The 26,231-nt window shown below is 60.1% G+C and carries 11 protein-coding genes and 1 pseudogene; 5 read left to right on the forward strand and 7 right to left on the reverse strand.

Annotated features, from left to right (window positions below; genetic code table 11):
* Nucleotides 1-98: 98 nt before the first annotated feature.
* Together AOA60_RS03605 and AOA60_RS03610 are read left to right on the forward strand one after the other, a co-directional pair.
* Nucleotides 99-1,139, forward strand: a complete 1,041-nt coding sequence (locus tag AOA60_RS03605) for a YCF48-related protein (protein WP_099583240.1) — start codon at nucleotides 99-101, stop codon at nucleotides 1,137-1,139.
* A 15-nt stretch (nucleotides 1,140-1,154) separates the two neighbouring features.
* Nucleotides 1,155-3,530 carry an RND family transporter gene (locus tag AOA60_RS03610; RefSeq protein ID WP_099583241.1) on the forward strand — a complete coding sequence of 792 codons (2,376 nt, stop codon included), beginning with the start codon at nucleotides 1,155-1,157 and terminating at the stop codon, nucleotides 3,528-3,530.
* Nucleotides 3,531-3,582: 52 nt separating this feature from the next.
* On the opposite strand, the gene AOA60_RS03615 is transcribed toward AOA60_RS03610, so the two are convergent.
* Nucleotides 3,583-8,496, reverse strand: coding sequence for a hypothetical protein (locus tag AOA60_RS03615; RefSeq protein ID WP_099583242.1), 4,914 nt, complete (start codon nucleotides 8,494-8,496; stop codon nucleotides 3,583-3,585).
* A 190-nt stretch (nucleotides 8,497-8,686) separates the two neighbouring features.
* A complete protein-coding gene (locus AOA60_RS03620; protein ID WP_099583243.1) occupies nucleotides 8,687-13,360 on the reverse strand; it encodes a hypothetical protein in 4,674 nt (1,557 codons plus the stop codon).
* A gap of 178 nt (nucleotides 13,361-13,538) precedes the next feature.
* Here AOA60_RS03620 and AOA60_RS03625 point away from each other — a divergent pair, with 178 nt between their 5' ends.
* The 3 genes from AOA60_RS03625 to AOA60_RS03635 all read left to right on the forward strand — a co-directional run bounded on the left by AOA60_RS03625 (nucleotide 13,539) and on the right by AOA60_RS03635 (nucleotide 15,327).
* The gene (locus AOA60_RS03625) at nucleotides 13,539-13,829 is read left to right on the forward strand and encodes a DUF5629 family protein (RefSeq protein ID WP_099583256.1); all 291 of its coding nucleotides are present in this window, start codon (nucleotides 13,539-13,541) and stop codon (nucleotides 13,827-13,829) included.
* Complete coding sequence (locus AOA60_RS03630; RefSeq protein ID WP_099583255.1) at nucleotides 13,816-14,991, forward strand: lactonase family protein; 1,176 nt, start codon at nucleotides 13,816-13,818, stop codon at nucleotides 14,989-14,991. Before AOA60_RS03625 ends, AOA60_RS03630 begins: the two co-directional genes overlap by 14 nt.
* 156 nt (nucleotides 14,992-15,147) lie before the next feature.
* The gene (locus tag AOA60_RS03635) at nucleotides 15,148-15,327 is read left to right on the forward strand and encodes a hypothetical protein (RefSeq protein ID WP_099583244.1); all 180 of its coding nucleotides are present in this window, start codon (nucleotides 15,148-15,150) and stop codon (nucleotides 15,325-15,327) included.
* A 19-nt stretch (nucleotides 15,328-15,346) separates the two neighbouring features.
* Here AOA60_RS03635 and AOA60_RS03640 read toward each other — a convergent pair whose 3' ends face one another.
* The 5 genes and pseudogenes from AOA60_RS03640 to AOA60_RS03665 all read right to left on the reverse strand — a co-directional run.
* Nucleotides 15,347-15,940 (reverse strand): glutathione S-transferase, encoded by a 594-nt coding sequence (locus AOA60_RS03640; protein ID WP_099583245.1) that lies wholly within the window; start codon nucleotides 15,938-15,940, stop codon nucleotides 15,347-15,349.
* Nucleotides 15,937-19,575: an AAA family ATPase gene (locus AOA60_RS03645; protein WP_099583246.1), complete on the reverse strand. Its 3,639-nt coding sequence runs from the start codon at nucleotides 19,573-19,575 to the stop codon at nucleotides 15,937-15,939. Before AOA60_RS03645 ends, AOA60_RS03640 begins: the two co-directional genes overlap by 4 nt.
* Complete coding sequence (locus AOA60_RS03650) at nucleotides 19,572-20,813, reverse strand: exonuclease SbcCD subunit D C-terminal domain-containing protein (RefSeq protein WP_099583247.1); 1,242 nt, start codon at nucleotides 20,811-20,813, stop codon at nucleotides 19,572-19,574. The genes AOA60_RS03645 and AOA60_RS03650 overlap by 4 nt, the downstream gene beginning before the upstream one ends.
* A gap of 235 nt (nucleotides 20,814-21,048) precedes the next feature.
* Nucleotides 21,049-24,939, reverse strand: coding sequence for an Ig-like domain-containing protein (locus AOA60_RS03655; RefSeq protein ID WP_099583248.1), 3,891 nt, complete (start codon nucleotides 24,937-24,939; stop codon nucleotides 21,049-21,051).
* A 569-nt stretch (nucleotides 24,940-25,508) separates the two neighbouring features.
* A pseudogene (locus tag AOA60_RS03665) lies at nucleotides 25,509-26,231 on the reverse strand (hypothetical protein); the annotation flags it as partial.

The raw sequence follows: 26,231 nt of genomic DNA on the forward strand, positions 1-26,231 counted from the left end.
CCTGCTTCCTTCAGGCGCTCTAGATTGCAGGTTTCAGAGCCCGGGAAGGCAAGACCTAACAATAATAAATGGGAGAAAGGTCTATGAGTGAGCCTGTCATGGGTTGGGTTGTTTGCCGCCCACGCGCCGCACGCAGGGTTGCGTTGCTGGCCACAGCGCTCTCGTTGCTGGCCGGTGTCGCGTTGACGACACCGGTGCTGGCAGCCGGCGATACCCCCGCAGCGCCTGCGTTTGCGATTGAGTCCCCCAAGGCCGCCAAAGGCCTGATGATCGACGTCGTCCATGCCGGCAAGCGCCTGGTGGCGGTCGGTGATCGCGGGCACATCCTCTATTCCGATGACCAGGGCAGCACCTGGACGCAAGGCAAGGTCCCCACCCGGCAATTGCTCACGGCGGTGTTTTTCGTTGACGACAAACAAGGCTGGGCAGTCGGCCATGATGCGCAAATCCTCGCCAGTTCCGACGGTGGCGCCACCTGGACCCAGCAATACCAGGACCTCAAGCGCGAAGCGCCGCTGCTCGACGTGTGGTTCAACGACGCCAGCCACGGCCTGGCCGTTGGCGCCTACGGTGCGCTGATCGAAACCACTGACGGCGGCAAGACCTGGAACGACGTCAGCGACCGCCTCGACAACGAAGACCAATACCACCTCAACGCCGTCGCCCACATCAAGGACGCCGGCCTGTTTATCGTCGGCGAGCAGGGCAGCATGTTCCGCTCCAGCGACGACGGCCAGACCTGGGAAAAACTCGAAGGCCCCTACGAGGGCTCGCTGTTTGGCGTGATCAGCACCGCCCAACCGCAAACCCTCTTGGCGTACGGCCTGCGCGGCAATCTCTACCGTTCCACCGACTTCGGCAGTACCTGGGAGCAGGTTGAGTTGTACGCCACCCGTGGCGCCCTGGAGTTCGGTTTGTCGGGCGCGACCTTGCTGGAGGACGGCTCAATCGTGGTGGTCGGCAACGGCGGCAGCGTGGTGGTCAGCCACGACGATGGCCAGACCTTCAGCGTGTTCAACCGCCCGGACCGCATTTCGTTGTCGGCCGTCACGGCGGCAGGCAATGGCAACTTGATTCTGGCCGGGCAGGGTGGCGTTCGTGTATCGACGCCGACTGGCGCTGAGCTCGTAAAACAATAAAAAGGCGGGGACAGAATGAGCAGTCATCACAACGATAAAGCGACCTTTCTTGAGCGCCTGATCTTCAACAACCGCCCGGCAGTGATCGTGATCTGCCTGTTGGTAAGCGTGTTCCTGTTCTGGCAGGCGACCCTGATTCGCCCGTCTACCAGCTTTGAAAAGATGATCCCCCTCAAGCATCCCTTCATCGAAAAGATGATGGAACACCGCAACGACCTGGCCAACCTGGGCAACACGGTGCGCATCTCGGTGGAGGCCAAGGACGGTGACATCTTCACGAAGGAGTACATGGAGACCCTGAGGCAGATCAACGACGAGGTGTTCTACATCTCCGGCGTTGACCGTTCGGGCCTCAAGTCGCTGTGGAGCCCCAGCGTACGCTGGACCGAAGTCACCGAAGAAGGCTTTGCCGGCGGTGAAGTGATCCCGCAGAGCTACAACGGCTCGGCGCAAAGCCTCGATCAACTGCGCAACAACGTGCTCAAATCCGGCCAGGTCGGGCGCCTGGTGGCCAACGACTTCAAGTCGAGCATCGTCGACATCCCGCTGCTGGAGTCCTACCCGGACCCGCAGGACCAGGGCAAGTTGCTGGCCCTGGATTACCGCAAGTTCTCCCATGAACTCGAAGACAAGATCCGCGACAAGTTCGAAGCGCAGAACCCTAACGTCAAGATCCACATCGTCGGCTTTGCCAAGAAGGTCGGCGACCTGATCGACGGGCTGGTGATGGTGGTGCTGTTCTTCGGCGTTGCGTTCGTCATCACCCTGGTTCTATTGCTGTGGTTCACCAACTGCCTGCGCAGCACCATTGCGGTGTTGAGCACCACGCTGGTGGCGGTGGTCTGGCAACTCGGCCTGATGCACTTCTTCGGCTTCGGGCTGGACCCGTATTCGATGCTGGTGCCGTTCCTGATCTTTGCCATCGGGATTTCCCATGGCGTGCAGAAGATCAACGGTATCGCCCTGCAATCCAGCGAGGCAGACAACGCGCTGACCGCCGCGCGGCGGACTTTCCGGCAACTGTTCCTGCCGGGGATGATCGCGATTCTCGCCGACGCCGTGGGCTTTATCACGTTGCTGATCATCGACATCGGCGTGATCCGCGAACTGGCCATCGGCGCATCCATCGGCGTGGCGGTGATCGTGTTCACCAACCTGATCCTGCTGCCGGTGGCGATTTCCTATGTCGGCATCAGCAAGCGCGCCATCGCCAAGAGCAAAAAGGACGCAAACCGCGAACATCCGTTCTGGCGCCTGCTGTCCACATTCGCCAGCGCCAAAGTCGCGCCGGTCTCGGTGTTGCTGGCGTTGGTCGCCTTCGGTGGCGGCCTCTGGTACAGCCAGAACCTGAAGATCGGCGACCTGGACCAAGGCGCACCGGAACTGCGCCCGGACTCGCGCTACAACAAAGACAACAATTTCATCATCAGCAACTACTCCACCAGTTCCGACGTGCTGGTGGTGATGGTCAAGACCAAGGCCGAAGGCTGCTCGCGCTATGAGGCCATGGCGCCTATCGACCAGTTGATGTGGAAGATGCAGAACACCGAGGGCGTGCAGTCGGCGATCTCGCTGGTGACCGTGTCCAAACAGATGATCAAGGGCATGAACGAGGGCAACCTGAAATGGGAAACCCTGTCGCGCAACCCCGATGTGCTGAACAACTCCATCGCCCGTGCCGATGGCCTGTACAACAACAATTGCTCGCTGGCGCCGGTGCTGGTGTTCCTCAACGACCACAAGGCCGAAACCCTCGACCGCGCCGTGCATGCGGTGCAGGACTTCGCCAAGGACAACAACAAGGATGGCCTGGAATTCATCCTCGCCGCCGGTAACGCCGGGATCGAAGCGGCCACCAACGAGGTGATCAAAGAGTCGGAACTGACCATCCTGATCCTGGTGTACCTGTGCGTGGCGACCATGTGCATGATCACCTTCCGCTCGTGGGCGGCGACCCTGTGCATCGTGCTGCCGCTGGTGCTGACTTCGGTGCTGGGCAACGCGCTGATGGCGTTCATGGGCATCGGCGTCAAGGTCGCGACCTTGCCGGTGGTGGCCCTGGGCGTGGGGATCGGCGTGGACTACGGCATCTACATCTACAGCCGCCTGGAAAGCTTCCTGCGTGCCGGTTTGCCGTTACAGGAAGCCTATTACCAGACACTCAAGTCCACCGGTAAAGCCGTGCTGTTCACGGGCCTGTGCCTGGCGATCGGCGTGTGCACCTGGATCTTCTCGGCCATCAAGTTCCAGGCCGACATGGGCTTGATGCTGACCTTCATGCTCTTGTGGAACATGTTCGGTGCACTGTGGCTGCTGCCGGCACTGGCGCGTTTTCTGATCAAGCCCGAGAAACTGGCGGGGCAGAAAGGCAATTCGTTGTTTGCGCACTGATTCCGTCAGCTGCGCACAGACGCCCGATGTCAGCATCATCGGGCGTTGATGATCAGGTGGCTGAGGGCGCGATGGCTAAAAACAGTTGATCCTGAGGCGGCATGATCAACACATACAGGATTTTCTCGATAGGTTCGGCCCCAGGCGACTGTTGGCTGCGTAACCGTGCCTGAACATGCTCTTTGAGCAGGTCCTTTTGCGTGTATTTACGCTGGCTGGCGAGTTTCAGATGGGCCCGGGTGTAGCGGGCTGGCGGTGCATCGGCGGTGGCGTAGTGAAAGTGCGCGTACCAGAGCACCGTCGGCGGCCTTTGTGCTTTGTCATACACGGCGTATTCGGTGAAGAAATCGCCACCCAGGGTGGGCCGCTGCGGATCTGCCCGGCTGGTGAGGTTGATATCGATTTGTTTTTGCCGCCATAGGTATTCGAGGCTTTCCAGGCTTGGCCACTGGCGTTTATAGGCCTCACTGCACACCCGCTGCGCCATGCGCTCCATATCCCTGGCGTGTGCCCGATAGGTGTCGATCAGGTCCTGCGATGAAGGTTGGTTGCGGTGAGCGTGCGCGACTTCATCGGCGAGGTCCGTGAGCTTTTTCGCTTGCCCGGTGAGTAACTCGTCCCAGTCCGCGGGGTTGATGTCTTGCCGGGTGATGGCAGATTCCAGCTTCTGTTGTTGTGCGGTGATTACCCGTTCGATCTCTGTGCGTTGCCGGATCAGTTTCTCGCCCTGACTCTTGAGCGTTGCCAGGGGGCGCATACTTGCGGCGGACGCTGGTGTGGCCAAGGGTTCCTGGACGGTTTCTACCCAGCTGTCAGCATCATAGGGCTCGAACGAGGCCACGGTTTCACCGGTAAAGGTGTTGCTGATGATGAGACGTTCCTGAGGGTGTTGGCTGTCAGCAGGCTTCAGGTCACCGACCAGGTAGTTTCTTTGGCGGGTTTTGAAGATGCGTTTTGTCGGCGCTTTCGGCCTGCGCAAGCTTGACGATAACGCTTCGACCTCCAGTGCCTCCTGGCTGCGCGCCACGCTCTCCAGCTCGTTTTCGGCCAGCCTCCTGGCCTGCCTGAGCCCATTCATGAGGCGTTCGGCGACAGGGTGGAGGCGTTCCGGATTGATAAACGTGAGGGCCTCAATGGCGCGCTCGTAGCTGCGGTATGTACCGAGGAGCGTGTCGTATAGCATGCGTTGTTGATCGAGAGGGTAGCCGGTGCTGCTGCGTAGTTCTGTGTGCGAAAGCAAGGCTTGGCTCAGGTTCGAATCGGCAAGATGTTTGATGTACAGGGCCTCCAGTGGCAGCGGCTCAACTGCTGATAATTTGACCACTGCCCACGACAGCGGGCCCAGCGCGTGGAGCTCCAGGTTCTCTGAAAAAAAGTTTTGGAGTGAGCCAATTTCTGAAAGCAACTCTTCACGTATCGCACGCCCTGCCACAGAGTCCTGTTCCAATAACTCAAGGGTGGTTTCCATTTCGCGGGAGCGAGCGGCCATACGCTGGATGACGTCTGCCAGTTCAATCGCTCGGGTCACATATTCGTTGTACGTCCAAGGACGCCCGCTCTGCATCTCAGGCAACATCCGTTGACTCATTTGGCTCATGGGCTCGCCACGATCGGTGAATAGAAAGGTTTCTGCCCATTTTTGCAGATGGATATGCAGGCGCAGTTGCTCCTCCCACAGTGTTTTCAGGGTAGCTGCGCGGTCCTGCACGTGGCCACGAGCGCCTGCGTACTTTTCCAGATCCTGTCCCGCCTTGAACAGTTCAATACGCTTGGGTAGTAACAGTGCGTACTGTTGCTCCACCTTTTCCAGAGCAATTTCATAGCGCGTGCGCACCGTTGAATAGCTTGATATCTCTTGCTCGTGTCGAGCTTCAAGGGCCGGTTTTTGCGTGTCGGTGGCTTTATCCAGAAGGTTCCACACCAGTTGCAACGTGCTGATGTGTTGAAGCAGGGTTTTGCGCTCGCTTTTCATCCCATCGAGCAATGCCCTGTACGCGGGCATCGAGTGGGTGAGCTCCACACTGAGCTCTTGAATGCGGCCCAGCAGTTGCTCCCTTTGGAGCCGATTGGCTTCACGTAAAGCCGCCACGCGCTTGGGGCCACCGCCGGTCAGTTTCAGCCCGCGGTCCAGGCTCCAGTGACCGGAACCATCGGTTCGCAGCTTTATCCCAGGGTGGTCGGGTTTATCGGGGTCAATAATGAACACCTCGTTAAAGCCCGGGACGATGCTGACGCGAAACAGCAGGCCACCCACCGACGCATGCCAGCGTTTGTCGAGCCTGAACAGCCCGCGTAGAGGGCCGAGCGCGACGGGTTCCGGGGCCGGTTCAGGCCAGGGAATATTGAACCCCAACAGTTTTTTCAGCAGGCGCGCCGAAGCACTGTCGCCGGCCAGTGAGCGGTCAATGTCCAACAGCGTGCGGCCACCACCGGGGGGCTCGGAGGGCAAGCCGACGATGCCCCGCTTAACCACGGCAGAGGCCGGGGGCGCTTGAGTGGATGGGCGGCTCAATGGCCATTGTTCCAGGGCCGGTGGAGCCGGCTCAGCGACGGCGGCGGGCTTTTTTGCCGCCTGGATGGGCAAGCCGAAGTGGATCAACACCATGCTGGTATTGAGCAGCAGGTCGACCCAGGCAAGTTCCCTGGCAGTCGGGTCGTCGCTCTCCAGTGCCGGCACGTCTTGCTTGAGGCTTTGTGCCAGTTGCATGAACCAGCCCACGGCCGCCAACGGTCCGCGTACCAGCATCAACAACGTATTGAAGCCCAGTTGCATGCCTTCGAGGATCAACGCCCAACGGCTTTCAGCGTTGGAGGTTGAATCGCGGTCGGCCTGGTCCAGCAACTGACGCGCTTCGCACTCAAACAGGTACTCCATCAGTTGGTTGCCATTGAGCGCTTGCAGAATCCGATCGTTGCTTTCATCTCCAGGCAGGGCAAGGGTGGCGGGAGGTGGAATCCTGGGCAAGGGATCGAACTCTGAACCGATCCCGCTGACACGCACGTAATGGGGCTCCTTGAACCCACCGTTGCTGTAGATAGACCGGGCGTCATCTTTCAACCAGGCCAGTACGCTGTCCTGGACCGCGCCAGGTTCGATGATGGCCGCCAGCAGGCTCTCCCGGTCGACGAATTCCAGCAGCGACTCGCGGTACGCGGGGCGATACAGCAGACGCGGTCCCGGCTGCCCGTTGCGGGGCTCGATGATGAACATGTTCTGTACCATATCCGCCCTGGCGCCGGGCTTGCGCTGAAACGCCAGCACGCGCATCACGATTTCATCGGCACCCGCCCAGCGCTCCGAACTGTGGGTGCCAAGCACTGCGTTGACATAGCGCAAACCGCCCGGCGTCAGCCCGGCTTCACCCTTTATCTTGTGCTCCATGGCCAGGCTTTTCAGGTCGATGGGGCGTTGCTGGCAGAACAGGCGCTTGCGTTGTTGCGCCTCTGCTTCATCACTGAGCAGGCCCTGTTGGATGTAAGCCGGGTAATTGCGGCCGACATCAACGCGCTGCACCAGTTGGAGCAGGTATTGCGGGGTCAGCCAGGGTTCGATTGGCAGCCCTGCCGTGTGCCGCACTGTCATGCGCCCGGCGGGTGTACCGCTGAGGTTCTTCAGGGCCAGGTCGACCAGGCTCATCGGGACGTTCTCGATATAGCCACTTTGCAGCGTGCCCACGGGCACATGGAAGGTCAGGTGCAGGGTGTCGGCCGTGTAAGGCGAGTGGGCAGTGTCCGTGCAGGTGCGCTCGCCATGCAGGGCGGTATTTCGATCCAGGCACAGTTGATGGTTCAGGTGCCGGGTGGCGTAGGTGCGGATATCGTCCAGCCCGTCGAGGTAGCCTTTGCCGTGTGTCAGGCGTCTGAGGTTGGCTTGTTCGAGCAGGCGTTGATGAAAGGCAAAGCGGTCGGCCGGCGAGGCGGCGCGTAGCCAGTCGGGAAGGGCGGCCTGGATCGGCAGCAGTGTTTGGCCGGGCATACTCGGCGCGTGGCTGAACAGCTCGGCCGGATCAGTCAGGGTGTCAAACTGCGTCTCCAGCCTATGGACGGTGCTGTTGGCGGGCAGGTGTATGCGAGCCAGCGCGTCCAGTTGTTGATTCAAGATCAGGGCGGCTTGCACCTCGAAAATATCGCCGTCGGGTTCGTACTGCCGCCAGGTGATCGTATCGGCGATCCATTGCGCTTGCATGTGCTTGCCCCAGGCTTCACCGAAAGCATCCAGGCTGGCATAGGACAGGATCTGGCCTGACAAGGCACACCAGAACACGCGGCTGCCACTGACCACCAGGATATCGCTGGCCTGCAGTGTCAGCGTGGTGTTCCCGCGCACCAGCTGGGTTTCCAGGGTGTACGCGTGAATCGCGTTATCGGGCCACAACCGTTCGGACCTGGCTTCTCGGCTGGGACAGTCGGCCAGGGTGCTGAGTATTTGCAGTTGCTGGGCATCATCAGCGGATTGGCGCACGGCCGAGGTGCTCAGCCGGCCTCGCAGCACACTTGCCAACCATTGCCAGCGGCTGCCGCCAGCATCGCTGTTCTGCTCCCAGTAGGTGGCCAGCGCCTCTTGCGCGCCGACAAACAGAATCAGGGGCAGCTCGCGTATTGCGTCTTCAAAGACATGCCGGTCATAGCTGCGCTCGCCATTGGCTTGGAAGGTGAGCCGGGTACCGGTTTTGTCGCTCAGGTAAGCGTCCAGTCCGTAGCGAAACGACAGATCGGGAAAACTGCCGTCGGCAAGATGTTGGAGCGCCACGTCCAGTAGCGGACGCAGGCCTCGGCCGCCACCTTCGCGGGGTAGCGCCAGGCAAAGACCTGAGAGGGGAATGGATAACAGCGGCGGATATTTCTCTTCCAGGGTGCTGGCCAGCATTTGAGCGACGACTGAGCGCAGTGAGGGCCGCGTGGAAAATTGCGCGGCTACGACTTTTTTCAGCAGGTTTTCGGCCGGACTTGGCGGGATGACAGGCATGGACATCTTCCTTTACGTGGATAAGTGAATGCCTTCGTAAAGTAAGATCAACCGCACGCCCGATGTGGTAGCCCGATATGATCGGAAGGCTTTACGGCAACGCGCGCGAGGCTGATCAACCCCGCGCGCGTAGTAACGACCAGACACGCCAGTGCTTATGCGCGCGTGCTGTTAGTGGGATGTTCTGGCCTCAGGGTTCGAGCGACAAAAACCAGCGCTCGGCCAACGCCTTGCCGATCAGCCCACGGTGTACATCCACCACCGTCTGCGGGCTCTGAGCCTGGGCCAGTAACGAGTAGTAGCTCTGCGTTCGTTGCGCAGCGGTTTTCAAGTGGGCGGCGGTGTAGCCGGCCTTGGGTGTATTGGCGGCCGGGTAATGAAAGTGCGCGAACCACAGCGGTTTGCCTTGCTGGTCATTCACCGCGTATTCCTGGATGAAGTCCCGACGCTCGCCTTTTAATTGAAACCGTACATTCCACCTGGACACGCTGACCTGTTTTTCGCCGATCAGGTATTCAAGGTTGCCGTGAGTCGGCGGCAGTTCCAGGCTCAATTGAATACGCAGGGCCTTGCCGCGAGCGCTCAGGCATCGTCCGGCTTCACGCAGGTCGGCCACCAGCGTCTGGTCCGCGGCGGTGCGGGCGCTTTCGGCCTGGGCCTGAATCAGCCGGTCCAGCTCCGTGGCCAGCTTGTCGTAGCGGACCGCTTCGTACTGCAGGATCTCCTCGACCTCTTGCGGATGCTTGCAGATTTTCCTGTAGTCGTCGCCCCGACGCAGGTGCTCTTCAACCATCGCCAGCAGCTTGCGCGCATTGCCTTTGACCAGGCCGAACTCGCGCGGGGCAGCGGGCGGCTGGGCAGGTGTTGCTTCGACGAACTCGACCCAGTCGTCACCGTCCTGCGAGTACATTCCCAGCAGTTGGTCGTTGGCTTCGTCTCGCACCTCGACGATTTCCACGTTACCAACGGGTTTTACCTCGCCGATAAGCGTGGCCTTTTTTCGGGTCCGAATGACCTTTTTTGCGGGTCTTCCCGTGACTGCGGCAGGGCGCCGGGGTGGCCGTCGGCTGGTTTGCGCAGGAGGTTTGACTTCGCTGGCCAAGCGTCGCGTGACGTCCTGGTAGAGCTCATCGAGCAAGGTGAACAGTTTGCTGTTGTAGGTCGGGTCCAGCACGCCGGCGTCAACGATACCCAAGCCCTGCAACGAATCCAGGGCGCGACCATAATGCTCCACCAGGCTCTCCAGCACACTCAGGCGATCACTGGCCGACAGTTCCAGCCTGTTGAGTTCACTGTGGGTGCGCAGATGCTGTTGCAGCGGCTCGACAATGGTGTCAAACGCAATGAAAAGCGGATGCTGGATGTCTTTGACGACCAGCAGTTTCAGGCAGCGGATTTGCAGATCCTTGATGGCCAGGGCGCTGTTCTCGTTCGGTCGGTCCGAAGTCAAGCGTTTGAACGCGTCGGCACCGGAGGAGCCGAGATTGAATAACTGCTCCAGATGACGATCCTCGGACTCAAGCCCGCGCATACTGCGTTCATTGATGTCCAGCATTTGATGGAGGAACTGTCGATAAACCATCGGTTCGCTGAGCACCGCCCGGTACAGGGCGGCGCTATCACGGGTGAACGAAGGATGGGCGCGGTAGAGTGCTTGCCTGTCTGTTTCTGCGACCACCACATGTTTGCGGGCGTTATTGATGGTGTTCTCCAAAAGCGCCAGGGTGCTCTTGAGCGGCAGTGGAATGTTCAGTTCGTTGCGTTCCTGGGCGCTGTTGAGGATCTTCAGGTAATCGCGGGTCTGGGTTTTGAGGGCATCGTCGAAGTGCTTGCGCGCGTTGGCCCGCTGCACCTCGCTGAATCGGGCATTCTGTTCGGCGTTTTCCATCGCGACCTGGGCCGCGTCCACTGTGCGTTGCCGTTCCTGTTGGTTTGCCAGCATCTGCTCATACTCACCTTGCAACTCACTGATACGCAGTGCCTTGCGCTGGCGTTCGGCGGCAATCCGTTTTGGCGGCATGCCCCCGTGTAGCCGCAGCCGGGTATCGACGGACCAGACACCCTGTGCGTTGGTACGCAGGTAGGGGCCGCGCCGCTTGCTGTCGGCATGGTCGACGATCACCACGCTGCCATCGTCGTCCAGAACGACCCGGAACAGGTCCCCCTCAACCTGGGCGTGCCAGTGGTTTTCGATCAGGTACAAGCCTCTGCGTGGGCCGTTCAACACGGGCTGGGGCAAGGTGGGTGGCGTGGCGACTTTAAATGCCGCAAGGCGCATACGCTGGCTTGGTGTGAGGCGCTGGCTTGCCTGGGCGAAACTGAAATCCAGGGCCGTACGGTTGTCGCGCGGCAGTTTTCCGGCCAGGGCCACGGTGCCTTGGCGCCGCTGCGGGGAAGGCAGGGGCGGCCAGCGCGAGGCATCACGGCGAGGTACGGGTGCGTGCAAAGCCCGTTGCCGGATGGCCGGGGCCAACGGTGGTGGTCGTGTCTGCACCGATGGGAAGTCCAGCAACGCCATCGCGAGGTTGAGCAACAAGTCGATGGCGCCCTGTTCCCCGTCGAGGGGGAACTGGCTGTTGAGGGCCTGGATATCCCGGGTAACGCTGGCGAACAGGGTCAGTAACCATCCGGTAAGCATCGCCGGGCCACGCAGTACCGGCACCAGCAGGCTGCCGAACAGCAAGCTTGCGCCTTCCATCAACACTTGCCAGCGGCTTTCGTTGTTGGACACCGACGCGCGTTCGGCCTGATCCACCAGGGCCCGGGCGTGGTCGCTGAACAGGTAGCGCATCAATTGCCCGGTCACCAGGCATTGTTGCAGTTCATCGTTGAGGCCATTGCCGGCGAGGGTCGCCGGCGGCGGCGTGTGCAGTGGCGCGAATTCGTCGCCTTGGCCAAAGCGCACGTAATGGGGTTGGCGAAAGCCGCCCTGGTCGTAGATCGGCCGCACGTTGTCGGGCAGCCAGGTCAGCACGCTGGTTTGTAACGCTCCGGGCTCGGCGATGGCCTCGAACAGCGCAGCACGGTTGGCGAACTCGCGCAGCGGTTCGGCATACAGCGGTCGATACAGGAGGTGCGGGCCACTCTCAAGATTCTGGTACTCAATGAGGTACATGGCGCTGACCGTATCCGCTGGGGCGCCTGGGGCACGCGAGAATGCCAGGTGACGAATCGCCACGGGATGGTTGTTGACGTGCTGGTCTGCACTCTCAGGCTGCATCAACGCGTCGACCATGTTGACGCCTTGGGGCGTCACGCCGGCCGCGCCCTGGAGGCTCAGCTCCAAGGCCAGCAACGGCAGCTGCACTCGCTGTTGATCGGTAAACAGGACTTCGCGGCGCTGTGCGTCAGGTGTGTCGCTCAGCAGGGCTTGTTTAAGCTGCAGGGGGTAGTGTTTGCCGATGTCGACTTGTTCGATCAAGCCATCAGTGCCCGTGAGGTACTCCGCCGTCAACCAGTCCGGCAGTGGGGTGCCGTGGCGATGGGCAATCGACAGTTGGCCGCTGGGACGGGCGGACAGGTTATTGATGGCCAGTTCGGTGAGGCTCATGTTCACGTGTTCGACGATACCGGCGCCGCCGGGGTAACCGGCGGCCACCACGAACGTCAACATCACATCATCGGGGTTCAATGCGGCCTGGGGCGCGGGGGCTGCGGCCCTGGCGGCCTCGCGCTGCAACGCTTGCTGCAGGGCGCGGACCGTGTAGGTGTGGATGTCGTCAATGTCACTGAGGAAGGTGCGTCCTTGCGCCCGCTGCTTTGCGCTGGCCAGGGCCAGGCTGTATTGCCGGTAACGGGAACGATCGGCGGGGAGCGCATCGCGCAACGCGTCGGGCATGAGCGCCCGCACGGTCCTGAGGTGCGGCAGGCGGTCTGGCGGGGCATCGATAAAGTATCGCCCTGGGTCGGTGAATTCGCGGTACAACGCTTGCAGTGTCGCCGGGCTTTGATCCAGTGGCAGGTTCAAGTCGGCAAGATTTTCCAGTTGCTGGTTGAGGATGATCGCTGCCTGGTGGTCGAAGATCGAGCCTTCGGGTTCGTAGCGGTTGCAGGTGATTGTCTGGGCTTGATACTGCGCGCTGATGCGCTGTTCCCAGGCGGTGGTGAAGTCATCCAGGGAGGTAAAATGTTCAAACCGGCCACTGGGTGTACACAGCAGCACCGGCGCTTGGCCGTTGATGACGCGGGTCAGCAGCAGGTGCTCGGAAAGCAGGCGAGCACTGCGGCCCTTGTTATGAAGTGTGGTCTCGATACCGTAGGCCATCACGGCATGCTCACCGTAGCGTGCCATGCGCTGGGCGCGGTCTGGGGTGGTGGTGAGCTGGTCGAGGGTTTGGCGGGCTGTCTCCTCCAGCGTCGGCTGGCCGAGAGCTGCGGCCTGCAAGGTGCTCCTGAGCATATCGCTGAGCCAGCGCCAGCGGCTGACACCGTTGTCCGCGTCCTCATTCCAGAAACGGATCAACACGTCCTGCAGGGCAATCGGCAGGGTGGCGGGCAATTCCCGGATCACGTCTTCGATGACCTTCATGTCCAGCTTTTCTGTAGTGGTACCCGGCAGCTTCAGGGGCTTGGGCGGAGCGTCTGACAGGTAATAGGCGGTGTCATTGACGTCACTGAAGTCCAGCGGGCCATTGCTGCCCAGGTACTGGTAGACGACGTCTATCAAGGGGTGGAGTTTCCAGCCACCGGAGGGCTGTGGAATGGCCAGTCGGGTAAGGGACAGGTCGATCGCCAATGAGGGGTAGCGTTCATTGATGGCACGCAGGAGCAGAGGGCGGATGATTGTTTCCAGGGCTGCGAGGCCAGCAAATTGCTGGCTCACCACCTGGGCCGTCAGGTCTTCAGGGAGGGCAGGAGAGGGCATGGGCGTAAAAGTCCTTTTCTAGGGCGCGCCGCCTGGATCAGGCGAGGTCATTTCAGCCAAGCATGGTGTCTGTGGGCGGGCCGCAGGCGGTAGCCGGCTATGGCCGGGCAACGCGAAGGAAGAAAGGCGTGAAGGATTGGCCTATCATCAGTGTCTTTCTTGCTGATGAATGACCCTGATGACTGCTAATACCTTGCTGGCTGAACTTGCCACCAGCGCCATGCTTGAAATCGATGGCCTGCATGCCTTTGAGTTTCACCTCGATGCCCAGAAATTGCTGATCACCGCCATGGACGGCCGTGCGGAAAAACGCTGGGAGTTCAGCACGGCTCAGGTGCAGGCGGCTACTTTCGACACCACCTTGCAAAGCTGGCTCCTTACCGGTGATTCGGGCGAGCACCGCCTGATCTGCATGAGCGGCTTCACCGGCAACAATAACGACGAGGATGAAGCCGATGATGATGCGTAAATTCTGGCCCCTGTTGATGGCCGGCAGTGTCGGTGCGATGTCGGTGCAAGCCGCCCCGGCCGACACCTATGAACTGTTGGTCGGCAGCTACACCGCCGGCAGCAGTGAGGGTATCTACCGCCTGCAATTCGACAGCCGTACCGGCCAGCTCCAGGGCCCGCCGGTACTGGCGGCCAAGGCAGCCAACCCGTCATGGCTGACCGTCTCCAAAGACCAGAAGCACCTGTTTGTGGTCAACGAAAACGGCCCTGGCCAGACGGACGCGGTAGGTCGGGTCAGCAGCTACAGCATTGATCCGAAGAGTCATCAGCTCACCCTGATCAACCAGGTGCAGAGCCTGGGTAACGAGCCGACGCACTCCAGCGTCGCCGGGGACGGACGTTACCTGTTTGTCGCCAACTATTCGGTGCTGGAAGATCCGGGCGGCAGCCTGGCGATCCTGCCGGTGGACGCCACCGGCAAACTGTCGGCGCCGGTGCAGTTGAGCGGGCACCCGGCCAGTCGCGTGAACCCCGAGCGCCAGGCGTCCAACCATGTGCACTCGGTGGTGTCGTCGCCAGATGGCAAGTATGTGTTCGTGCAGGACCTGGGGGCGGACAAACTGTTTGCCTACCGCTACGATCCCAAGGCCAATCACGAATTGCCACTGACCCCGGCCAATCCGGCCTCGGTGCAATTACCGCCCGGCAGCGGTCCGCGTCACTTGCTGTTCAGCGCCGATGGCAAACACGCCTGGCTGACCACCGAGATGAGCGCGCAGGTCGCGGTGTTCGATTATCACGACGGCAAACTCACGCAGACACAGCTGGTGGAGTTCGCGGCCGGGCAACCGGTATCCGACAAGGCGGGCGCCGCGCTGCACGCCTCCAGTGATGGCAAGTTCCTGTATGTGAGCAACCGTGGCACCGCCAACCAGCTGCTGGTGTTCAGCATCGACCCGGCGACCGCGCACCTCAAGGAAGTCCAGCGCCGCTCCGTGGAAGGTGACCACCCGCGTGAGTTCAGCCTGGACCCGAGCGGCAAGTTCCTGCTGATCGCCAACCAGAAGAGCAATGAAATCGTGGTGGTCGAACGTGACCCCAAGACCGGCCTGCTGGGTAAAACCGTGCAGAAATTACCGATTGATGCCCCTAGCGACCTCAAGTTCCTGCTGCGTCAATAAGCCACAGGCCCCGCACTGCGGGGCCTGAGCCTTTCTATTAATTGTGTTGATAGCGGCTAGTGTTTCAAAGCATTTCTAAGGTTCAACCCTCGGGCGTAAGTTGGGTTCCAAGGCCTTCACCGGCCACCCAACCAAACGCACACAAGGGTTACCGACATGAACTTCAATCTCTTCTCGATCATCGCCGCCTCTGCTGTTTCCGCCACCGTGGCCTTGCCCGCGTCCGCCAGCGTGGACGTCAGCGGCAAGCAATCGAGCACCAGCGCCTACACCCAGAAATACCTGCAACAAAGCGCCAACTTCTATGCGGCCCTGGATCACAAGACTCAGCACTGAACGCCAGGGTGTGCGGGGCTTAAGCTTTTGCCATCACCGTGAGAAACAGCGGCGAGTCCAGAAAACGTTGTAGCCAAACCGCTAGCCGCTGATACGGTGCCCCTGCAAACCACTCCCGATCCACATGAGCAAACTGGCGCACAAACGGCGCCAGTGCCACATCGGCCAGGCTCAAATGGTCGGCCAGCAAGTAGTCGGTCCCCGCCAGCAAGTCCTCAAGCTTCTGCAAAAATACCGCGCCCTCGGCCCGATAATGCTCCATTGGCTGCTCGGGGTAGCGTTCGGCATATTTGTATCGATTCAAATGATGCTTGAACGCTGAATCGTTCTCGGCAATCAACTCCAACACCCTGGCATCGCCCTGCAGCAACCAATCGTCAGGGTCGTTCTGCGCCAGCGCCCATTGCATGATCGCCAGGCTCTCGTCGATGACCTGACCGTCCACACTCAACACCGGCACCGTGCCCTTGGGCGACAGCGCCAGCATCTCTGCCGGCTTGGCTTTCAGGCTCACCTCGATGATCTGCACCGGCACGCCCGAATACCGCAAGGCCAGGCGTGCGCGCATGGCGTACGGGCACCGGCGAAACGAATACAGCAGCGCCTCACTCACTTGACCTCCAGGGTGCTCAGGCCATTGCCCTGGCGCTTGACCTGGATCTGCACGGGGATGCGCTCATGCATTTCCTGCACGTGGGAAATCACCGCGACTTTGCGGCCCTGGGCCTGCAAGCCGTCCAGGGCATCCATCGCCAATTGCAGGGACTCCGGGTCGAGGCTGCCGAAGCCTTCGTCGATAAACAGCGACTCGATCTTCAGCGTGCTGGACGCCATCGACGCCAGGCCCAAGGCCAGCGCCAGCGACACCAGGAACGTCTCGCCGCCGGACAAGGAATGCACCGAGCGCAGTTCGTCGCCCATTTCCGTGTCCATCACCAGCAACCCGAGCATGCTGCCACCGCGCTTGAGGCGGTAGCGGCGCACCAGTTGGCGCAGTTGCACGTTGGCGTGATGCACCAGCAGGTCAAGGTTGTAGGCCTGGGCGATCTTGCGGAACGTATCGCCGGTGGCCGAGCCGATCAACGCATTCAAGCGCGCCCAGCGTTGCCACTCTTCATAGGCCTGGGTGATGCGCTCGGCCAGGGCATGGTTGGCATCCTGGCGGCGCTGGTCCTCGGACTGACGCGCACGCAGTTCAGCCACCTGTTTTTCGCCTTCAGCCAATTGTTGATTGAGGCTGGCCAGGGCGCTGTCCAATTGCTCGGCGTCCAGGTTACCGTTGTGCGAAGCCTGATGTTCGGCGAGGCGTTGCTCGCGCTCTTGCAGCAGGACCTTGGCTTGTTCGACGGCCTTTTCGCTGGCCTGCAGCTGTTGGCGCAGTGCGCTGACCTGGGCGTCGTCGAACGCCAGAAGCCGTGTCAGGCCAGTGTCATCCAACTCAGGGTGCAGGGCGCGCCACTGTGCGAGGCGTGTTTCGAGTTCCTGCCGTTCAGCGTCCAGGGTGTGCTGACGTTCCTGGCGGGATTTGAGATCAGCGGCGAGTTGGATCAGCTCGTTGTGGATGACCTGCAACTGTTGGTTGGCGTCGGTTTCGCTCTGGCGCGACTGCACCACGGCCTGCTCCAGTTGTTGCTGCCACTGTTCAGCGCTCGCGTGCTCGCCCAGCAGTGTACGGAGCGTGTCCTGGGCCACCTGTTGCCGGGCCGCCAGCTCGGTGAATTGCTGGTTCAGCGCATCGAGTTGCTGCTGGCGATGCTGCTGGTGGGTGTGTTCTTTCTCGATGGCCTGCTGGCGCTCCTGTTGCTCGGTCAGTTCATCGTGCTGATGACCCAGTTGCTCAAGGCGCTGGCTCACCTGCTGGTCGAGCAACATAAAGGTCGCGGCCGGTTCGTTGCGCAAGCCTTCGAGGGTGTCGGCCGGCAGCAGGCTGGCGAAGGCCTGGAGTTCTTCATCAAGACGCTCGCGGTCGTTGGACAGCTCGCGCTGCTGGTCCAGCATCAATTGGCGGGCCTGCTGGCTTGCCTCCTGGGCCAGTTGCAGTTGCTGCTGCAGGCGCCCGGCGTTCTGTTGCAGGTTGAGCAGGGCGCCCTGGCGTTGTTCGTCCTGGGCAATGCTCTGCGTCAGTTGGCTTAGTTGCTGGGTCAACCAGTCGCTGCGTTTGGCCGCGTCCTGGTTGAGCAGCGAGGCGGACAACGGGTGAGCTTCAAGGCTCGGCGCAAGGCCCTGTTGCTGGATTGCCAACTGCTCTTGCTGTTGCAGGAATTCCTTTTGCTGGGCAATCAAGCCGCCCACTTCAGCGCGCAATTCGGTGAGTTTTTCCTTGAGGGTGTCGACGGCTTTCTGCGCCGTGGCCTCCTCGTTTTCATCGTGGCGGCCGAGGCTGTGCAGCAACGCTTCGGGTTGGTGATAGGGGTGCTCATGGCTGCCGCAGACTGGGCAGGGCTGATCATCTTGCAACTGTTCGCGCAGCTCTTCGACGCTGGCACTGCGCGCCAGGCGCTGGCGTTCCAGCAATTGCCGGGTGACCGTCAATGTCTGCTCGGCGACCGCCAGTTCGGCCTTGGTGTGCAGGCCGGCCTGGTTCAGTTGGTCCCGTTGCTGCGCGGCGTCGGCGAGCTTTTGCGTGAGGGCAGCGGCCTGCTGGTCCAGCTGTCGCTGGCTGTCCCACAGGCGCGTCAGGTCTTCGAAGGCGCGCTGTTGCTTGCGATTGTCTTGCAGCAGGCTGGCCAGCAGTTGCACCTGTTCGGCCACGGCGTGGGGTTCGGCGCCGGCTTCTTGATAGAGCAGGTCGAGGGCTTCGCGTTGCTGGGCAAACGTGTCGGCCGAGGTGGTGGCGCGTTCTTGCAGTTGAGGCAGTTCTGCCTGGCCTTTGTTCAGGCGGTTGCCGATCAGCATCAGCTGTTGCAGGCGGTCGCGGTAGGCGTTCCAGGCTTCGCTCAGGGGGGCGAGGCTGGCACTGCGCTCAAGCTCGGCAGACAAACGTTGCAGGCGCTCGGCAACCTGGGTGTGTTTGTCTTGCAGGCCCTTGAGCAGGGCGTGGCCCTCGGTGCAGGCGGTTTCCTGCTGCTGTTTTTCCTCCGTGCGCTTGGCCAGGTCACGGGTCAAGTGGGCGAGGGTGCTTTGCGCTTCGAAGGCCTGGCGCAATAGCGGCGCCGCGTCTGCTTGGTTGCTCAGCGCTTGAGCCAAGGCACTTTGTGCCGTCGCTTGTTGCAGCTGCGCGTGTTGCTGACGGGCGTGTAGGGCGTTTTGCTGCTCGATGTGCTGCTGAATCTGCGCTGCCAGCGGGGTCAGCAACGTGCCGAGTTCAGCCTGTCGTGCAAAGTGATGGCGTTGCGGCGCCAATTGCTCCAGCCGGCTCAGGTCCTGGCGTTGCGGGCCCTGGCTATCCCAGTCGCGTTGGGCGCGATGCAACTGTTCGGTGGCACTGAGTTGGCGTTCCTGCCATTCGCGCAGTTCCTTGAGCCAGGTGTGCTGCAATTCCAACTGCTTTAGCTGGGCCTGCTGAGACTTGAAGTGCTGCTGTGCGTCGGCCAGTTGCTGATCCAGCTCGGCGCGGGCCTCGGCGGCCAGGGGCACCACGCCAGTGGCCTGATCCTGCAGCTGCTTGTGCGTGTCCTTGGCGTCCTTGGCCTTGTCGAATGCGCGGCGCCCCAGTTGGGTATAGAGCGCGGTATCGGTGAGCTTTTCCAGCAGTTCGCTGCGCTCGTTGTCGTTGGCCTTGAGGAAGGCGCTGAACTCACTCTGGGCCAGCAGTACGGCGCGGGTGAATTGCTCGAAGTTCAGACCCAGGGCCAGTTCCAACTGGGTCTTGTATTCGGTCTTCTGGCTGGCCAGCAGTTGGTCGCTGTCCAGGTCCATCAGGCTTTGCCGGCTGTTCTGCAGCTTGCCGCTGGCTTTGTCGCGGGCGCGATTGGCTTCCCAGCGCGCACGGTAGCGGCGGCCACTGACGCCGACAAAATCCACCTCGGCATAGCCGCCACCGGTGCCACGACGGATCAGGGTGCGTGGATCGCCGATGGAAATATCGGTGTCGGCATCGGGCATCTTGGCCTGGCCGGTATCGCCCAGGCGCGGCACGGCGCCAAACAGCGCCAGGCACAGTGCATCGAGCAACGTGCTTTTACCGGCGCCGGTCGGCCCGGTAATCGCGAACAACCCGGCGCTGGCCAGGGGCTCGGCGGTAAAGTCGATCTCGAACGGGCCCGCCAGGGAGGCGAGGTTTTTCAGGCGGATGGCGAGGATCTTCATGGCTGTTCCTCCTGCTGTTGCACTTCCTGGAGCAGCACGGCGAAGTCCTTCAAGGTCTGTTCATCCACTTCACTGCCGTAGCTGTCCTGCCAGGCGCGGCTGAACAGCTCTTGGGGCGTGAGTTGGTCGAGTTCGATCAAGCGCTCTTCGTCAGTGGCATCGCTGCCGCGTTTGCCGGCGTACTCGGCGGCGATGCGCACCAGGCGCACGGCCTTGCCTTGCAGGGCGGTTTCGATTTGCTGGCGCAGGTCCGGTTGCGGTTCGTCGAGGCGTACACGCACTTCCAGCCACGGGTGGCGCTGGGTTTCGGCGAGCAGGTCGATGTCGGGCAGCTCTGCCAACTGCTTGAGGATATCCGCCAGGGGCGCGGCTTCGAGGCGTTGCAGGTCGACCGAGCGGGGAATCAGCAGCGGTTCGACACTCACCAGGCATTGGCCCTGGAAGGTCACATCGAGAATCTGGTGCTTGTAGCCGATTTCGGAGAACGACAAGGGTATCGGCGAGCCGCTGTAGCGAATGCGCTCCTCGCCATTGACCTTTTGCGGCTTGTGCAAATGGCCGAGGGCAACGTAGGCGACACTTTTGTCGAACAGTTTGGCGGGCAGTGCCTCGGCATTGCCGATGATCAGGCTGCGTTCGGAGTCTTCCGACACCGAACCACCGGCCATGTGCGCATGGCTAATGGCAATCAGCGCCTGGCCTTTTTTGCGTTTGGCGTTGGCGGCGGCGATCAGCCATTCATGTACCTGGCCGATTCCACGCAGGTAATCGTCACCCAGCTGGGCGCCGGTGACTTCCGCTGGCCGCAGGAAGGGCAGGGCCAGGCACCAGGCGGTGATCTTGCCTTTGGCGTCCGGCAGCGGGATCAGCAGCCGGTCGGCATCCAACTGCCCGTCATCCAGCCACAGCACGCGGCCCAGAGCATGGGTGCGCAGGCGCCGCATCAACGGCGCGGGCAACTCGATGCGCGAGCCGGAATCGTGGTTGCCGGCGATCATCACGATGGTCAGGTTGGGGTTTTGTTCATGGGCGCTGATGATGAAGTCATACAGCCGCTCCTGGGCCTTGAGCGGCGGGTTGACCGTGTCGAAGATATCGCCGGCGATCAACAGCACATCGGGGCGATGGGTATTGAGTTGGCCCAGCAGCCATTCAAGGAAACAGGCGTGTTCGAAGTCGCGTTCCTGGCCGTGCAGGTTTTGGCCAAGGTGCCAGTCGGAGGTGTGGAACAGACGCAAGGCGAACTCCGTGGGAAGAGGGAAAGGAGGGGAGTTTACCTGTTATGTGAGTGCGGCGCTTTGGACGACACAGGTCAAATGTGGGAGGGGGCGATAGGTGGATCGGGGGCGATTCGAACGTCCGGTCCGGACCGAGTGCGGGAGGGAACAAGCTCCCTCCCGCAGGTTCGTTAAATAAAACTGTCCCGGTTACTCGGTTATTAGCCTTGGTTATTATTTGCACTTGTTAGAGTGCTCACGTCGGAATAATTGCCATCGCCCTTGATGCGGGACTCTCATTGTATAAGAAGTTGGCGCCAGTTATGGGACCGCTGGAAGTATATACGAAAAAACCAAGTATGTGTCCGGGGTGCGTAGTGTTGTGAGCGATGTAACGAGGGTACCCATAGCCCGTTATATTGCCGAATAAGACAGCTATGGGATTAACCAACCTGTTTAGAGTGCTGTGATGGATTGTTAGGTCGTTGGGACTTGAAGAACCTCCTACGCTGGTAATCCATTGGCGCGCTTGTATGGGGCTCATATAGCTATTGTTGATCAAGATTCGATAAATGTTCGTTACGCTAACAGGGTAAGATACTTGGCGGTTGAGGCTGTCGGTGGCGGTAATGGTCGCGGTGCCGTTACTAATGCCGATAACTTGTCCGTCAGATTCGGTGACCTGAGCGACTCCGGTATTGCTGGAACTATACTTATAGGGCGGCGATCCACCTGCGGCAAGCCGGGTAATTGGAGGGTAGGGTCTGACGGCCCAACCATAGCTTTGTATCGCTTGAATAGTGCTTAACTGCATGATCGTCGTGTCTATTGTCAGTGCTTGTTGCACCGCGTAAGTAGCCGCTGGGAAGGTAATACGTTCAGCTTCACTACCCGTGAATGATACATGACAAACAATATTGAACTGCTGGCGGTTTGGAATGCTAGCTAGCCAACTGCGCAATACCTCCTTGTTTGCTAACCCCTGCGCCGCTTCCGTCTCATTAATCGGATAAGCCGTCAACACGCTAAGATCTGCCACACCTTGGCTGCTGCAGGTCAACCACACTCGTTGCTCGGGGGCGCTCAGTGGCCATTTCTTCACGGCTGCGGTGGCATGACCTGCAAAGGTGCTCAGGTCTAGCGTACCGCCAGGCGCGATGCCGTTGATGAGTGGCTGTGGCAAGTTCGCCGTGGGAATCGCATTCACCCTGACTGTCTGCACCTCGGACGGAATCGGGTCATTCACGCCCACCCGCACCACCGAATACCTCAACATCACCGTACTGTTCACACTGCGATGCAGGACTTTATCGTCCGTGAGGATGAACACAAGCGTACCGCTGTCCAGGCCATTCTTGGTTTCGGTATGGGAGGTACAATCGGCAAAAATCCATTCAAACGTAATACGGTCGGTACCTCGCATGCCGCCGAACGCCACGGTCACCGTGGTGTTGTGTTCAATCGTCAGCGGCTCGACGGTCACATTTGGTCCCACCCCCGAAGCGCCGCCGATAAAGGGGTGCGGCAATACGCCAGGCAGTGCTTGGATAATGTACTCACGTACACCAAACAGCACGGCCGTATTCTTGTCGAGGCTTTCCGCCAGGCTGACCCAAAAACTGATCTTCAGCGTCGAGCCGTCCTTGAGCAGTGTGAGCTTGTCGACGGGCGTGGGCGGGTTGATGCCATTGTTCACGCCGTCTACGGTTACTAGGTTCGCGGTATAGGTGTTTTCGATAAAGGGGGTGTCGTCCTGTTTGATGCCTTCATACGTCATCCACATTCTTTGGTTTTCATGAATGAAATGCCACACCGGTACACGTGTACGCGCTGTCGGGTTGAGCCGCGACAGGTCAAGAATCGGCCCGGGGATACCGTCGATCGTGGGTGTCGGCAAACCGGTCAGCGGCAACAGCCGCAAGGCTACGATTTCTGATGCGAACGGGAACAGCCCTCGGTTGAAGTGATACTGCACGTTGATCGTGTTGCCGCCTTCGCGAATCCCCTGGGCGATGATGCGCGGATCGAACGACACGCTGACCTCATTCGTCGCCGGGTTGCCATTGACCTGTTGGTTATCACTGCCGATGCCGTCGACACTGAACCAGTCCACGTATATCTGATCGGTCGCCAGCATGGGTCGGTATTTCACAATCACCTTGGCGCCGCCCAAGACGGCCAGCGGGTTGAGCTCATCGGGGAAGGTCGAGGCGCCGTCGATGATCGGCCGGTCCAACTGCACGCCCTTGCCGACGGTGAAGGCTGCCACCTGCGAACGCAGCACCAACGGAGGAGGGCCTTTGCGTTCCAGGCTGTAGGAAATCCGCAGGCTGCCATTGAGGTTGTTATCTAGAATTCGACGCGAGACCGGGTAGGGCAATTCCTTGCCTGCGGTCGCTGCATTGATGCGGAAACTGCCGCTGGCGGAACCGTTCACGCCGGAGCCGATGCACGACCAATAGAGGATGTCGTCGGCCTGGGTGCCGAGGTAGGTAAAGGTCACCAGCACTTCGTCGCCCGGTTCCGCTGCAGGGTCGACGTTATTGCCAATGGCACCTTGTAACCTCGGTTCAGGCATGTCGGCCGTTCGGTCACCGATCTGGGCGACCAGCATGTTCGACCTGCGAACCCCCAGTGCGCTACCTCCCAGGACATGGGCTTCACCGTCATCGGTTTCGTAGTAGATGTTGATATTGCCCCGCCGAGTGAAGGGCTCCAGCTCGGCCGCGGTGACGGTGCGTGTGCCGCCCTGGCCTCCGGCCAGTTGTGGTTGCCTGAAGGTGATAGCACCGCCGCCTCCCGGGGGTACATATTCAATCACTAGGGTTTCCAGCCAACTGGTGCTGTGCGGCTCGTAATAAGGAATGGTGACGGTGATGTCCTCGCCCGGTGGGATTAATCCCAGTTCTATAGGGCTGACTTGGGGCGCCGGCATTGCAACCTGGGTTCCGACCACCGTGATCGTCACGCTGCCCGACTGGCCGAGAGGCACGCCGCCTGCGGTTTGCCAGAGGAAGGACACGCGGAATGAGCCACCGACCAGTTGGGCGATGATGGCGGCGTCGATGGAGATAAACGTGAAGCCCAGATTATTGTCGGTCACAGGCGCCAGTACGAAGGACTTAGTGGTGCCGTCGGCCAGTATGCCAAGCAGGGTCACGACGATCTGATGCCTCGGGCTGGGGCTTGGAAGTTGGCGAGGCGTAGAGGCGATCACCTCGAAGGTCGCCTCGCTCTGAGTGTCAAAGTCGATCTGCCGGGATTCAAGCTCATTGCCATCCACCAGAACAATAGGGGCCGGCAGCAGGCTCGGATCCAGTTCCGCTTCCAGGAAATACGGTTTGGAATACTGATATTTTTCCCCGGAAAAATTCTCCACCACATCCCGCACGCGAAAGCGCAGGGTCAGTTTGCCCAGTTGGCCGCCCTGATCGATGATCGACTTGTCCACCAGAATCCGGATGGGCGCTGTGCCGGCCGCTTCAGTTGGGCTCACGGTATGCAGCACGAACACGCCATCCCAGGACAGTTCGATCACATCGTTCTGGCGAAGGTGGTCGTACCGCTCGATCAGACACCAGATCCCACCGGCTACATCTCCTGCGCCGATGCTGGTTCCTTCGGGAAACCCTTCAACCTGCATGGCCAGGCCGGTATGCCAGGCGGTCCCCGAGTCTTTATCGACCCCGCCAGGCCGGGTGGTCTTGATTAAAATGGTTTGGACAGGGGAAGTGCTTTCAGTACCGCTGCCTGCCCGTGACACCCGGCCGTAGGTCGAGATTTCTCCCTCGGGCACATGTTCCTCGAGTATGGCGAGGACTTGGCGATTCGGGGCCAGGTCCGCTACCAGATCATCAGCGGCTGGAAACGTCAGGTCCTGAAGGTAAATGGCGTAATAGTCATGGAGCGATTGGCTCGCCCATTTCTCAAACGCAAACAATGCGTAGGGACGCACGTGGCGAATGCCAAGCCCATAGACGCCGTTCTCCTTGTAAGGAGCGGGACCCAGCAGAATGGCGGGGTGTGCGGAATAGGGGTGGTCCAGGTCTTCAGCGCGTTGCGGCAGGGGTATGCATGACCCGTACTCATGAGCGCTGATGGGAAGCGAATCGCTGTCGGTATCGGTATCGGATGGACGCGTGGGCATGATGAGAGCTCCTGGCTGAGGGGACCGCAAGGACAATCACATACCTGCGCAAGGAGAGCGTCTAGCTGTGAGAATTGACAGTGGCGACGAGCGGTCGTGAAGTGCCAGGGATGCAGCGGGGCTTACTTGGGATACAACGGCGGCACCCAGTTCAGGTCGGGGCGCGTGCCCTGCGATCAGTGCAGGCCCTTATAGTCGTAGCCGTCATAAGAGACTTCGTCGTTGAGCACATACTTTTGGGTGGCCTGCCACAAGGGCTTGCATGTCGATCAGGTGCTGCGTGGCACCTCTATTCTGATCTACCGCTATCGGGCACATCCCCATCCACAGTTTTTTCCGCGTCAGACTGATGGCGAGTGCTTTTCTCGACGCTAGGACTAAGTAAAGCTGTCCCGCTTTTTCGAAGTCTGGGAGAAGGGCCTCGATTGCAGGGGGCAACCAACTCATTTCTAATTTTGCAATTAAAAATAAGCTAATTGACATGCCGCTCTCGAAAACAAGCCCTCTCCCACAGCTAATTAAATGGATCGCTTTTGAATATTCAGTGGATCATTAATCTGAATGAGTGACTAAATCACGAATTCAAAGGTATCCATAATAAAAGCATCCCTATCTGTATTTGCTATTACTATGCTTTGTATGCCCGGCCTGCTAAAAATGACCTGCTGCACGCTGCGCGGAGGAGCTATATATTTAGTTTCTAAGGGTTGGTTGCGCTCATCGTAGCTGGTAGCAGAATTGTAATTGTCAGCGTGTGAATACCAAAAAGATACTCTTGAATAAGACGTTTTAAACTCAAGTTTGAACACTACAGGGGCGTTCGAGTTACTTAAAACTGTATTCTCAATTTTTCCCGGTATGTCCGGTATGCCAGGCGCATAACGGTACAGTGAGACGTAGCCCGACGTTCCACCTATTACGCTGATTTTCATGCCTTTTATTTCTATAGATTCTCCATATCGAATATCTGTCGTTTCTGTCACTTCGTCAAAGTTTTCTCCGGTAGGGAAATTTTTTGCGGAATAAGTCGTCAACGGAAAAGCTTGCTCCCCCCTCTCAGTACTCCCATCCAACGTCACGTCACAACTCACGGTGATCGAACCATTGTTTTGCACTGTCGATAACCAAGCGCGCGCCACATCCTTATTCACCAGCCCCGCCGCCGCTTCCCCTGAGTTGATCGGGTAACTCTCAAGCACCTTCAAGTCGTTCACGCCGGGACTGCTGCAGGTCAGCCATACCCTTTGGTTGATAAAGCTCAACGGCCATTTACTGACACTGGCTTTACCTGG

It is taken from the genome of Pseudomonas sp. 2822-17 (assembly GCF_002742485.1).
Lineage (GTDB): Bacteria > Pseudomonadota > Gammaproteobacteria > Pseudomonadales > Pseudomonadaceae > Aquipseudomonas > Aquipseudomonas cyclaminis.

Bases quoted from the DNA above. Each gene is read 5' to 3' on its own strand.
- AOA60_RS03635 (WP_099583244.1), top strand. From the start codon at position 15,148: ATGAACTTCAATCTCTTCTCGATCATCGCCGCCTCTGCTGTTTCCGCC.
- AOA60_RS03605 (WP_099583240.1), top strand. From the start codon at position 99: ATGGGTTGGGTTGTTTGCCGCCCACGCGCCGCACGCAGGGTTGCGTTG.
- AOA60_RS03655 (WP_099583248.1), bottom strand. From the start codon at position 24,939: ATGCCCACGCGTCCATCCGATACCGATACCGACAGCGATTCGCTTCCC.
- AOA60_RS03645 (WP_099583246.1), bottom strand. From the start codon at position 19,575: ATGAAGATCCTCGCCATCCGCCTGAAAAACCTCGCCTCCCTGGCGGGC.
- AOA60_RS03610 (WP_099583241.1), top strand. From the start codon at position 1,155: ATGAGCAGTCATCACAACGATAAAGCGACCTTTCTTGAGCGCCTGATC.
- AOA60_RS03620 (WP_099583243.1), bottom strand. From the start codon at position 13,360: ATGCCCTCTCCTGCCCTCCCTGAAGACCTGACGGCCCAGGTGGTGAGC.
- AOA60_RS03630 (WP_099583255.1), top strand. From the start codon at position 13,816: ATGATGATGCGTAAATTCTGGCCCCTGTTGATGGCCGGCAGTGTCGGT.
- AOA60_RS03615 (WP_099583242.1), bottom strand. From the start codon at position 8,496: ATGCCTGTCATCCCGCCAAGTCCGGCCGAAAACCTGCTGAAAAAAGTC.
- AOA60_RS03625 (WP_099583256.1), top strand. From the start codon at position 13,539: ATGACTGCTAATACCTTGCTGGCTGAACTTGCCACCAGCGCCATGCTT.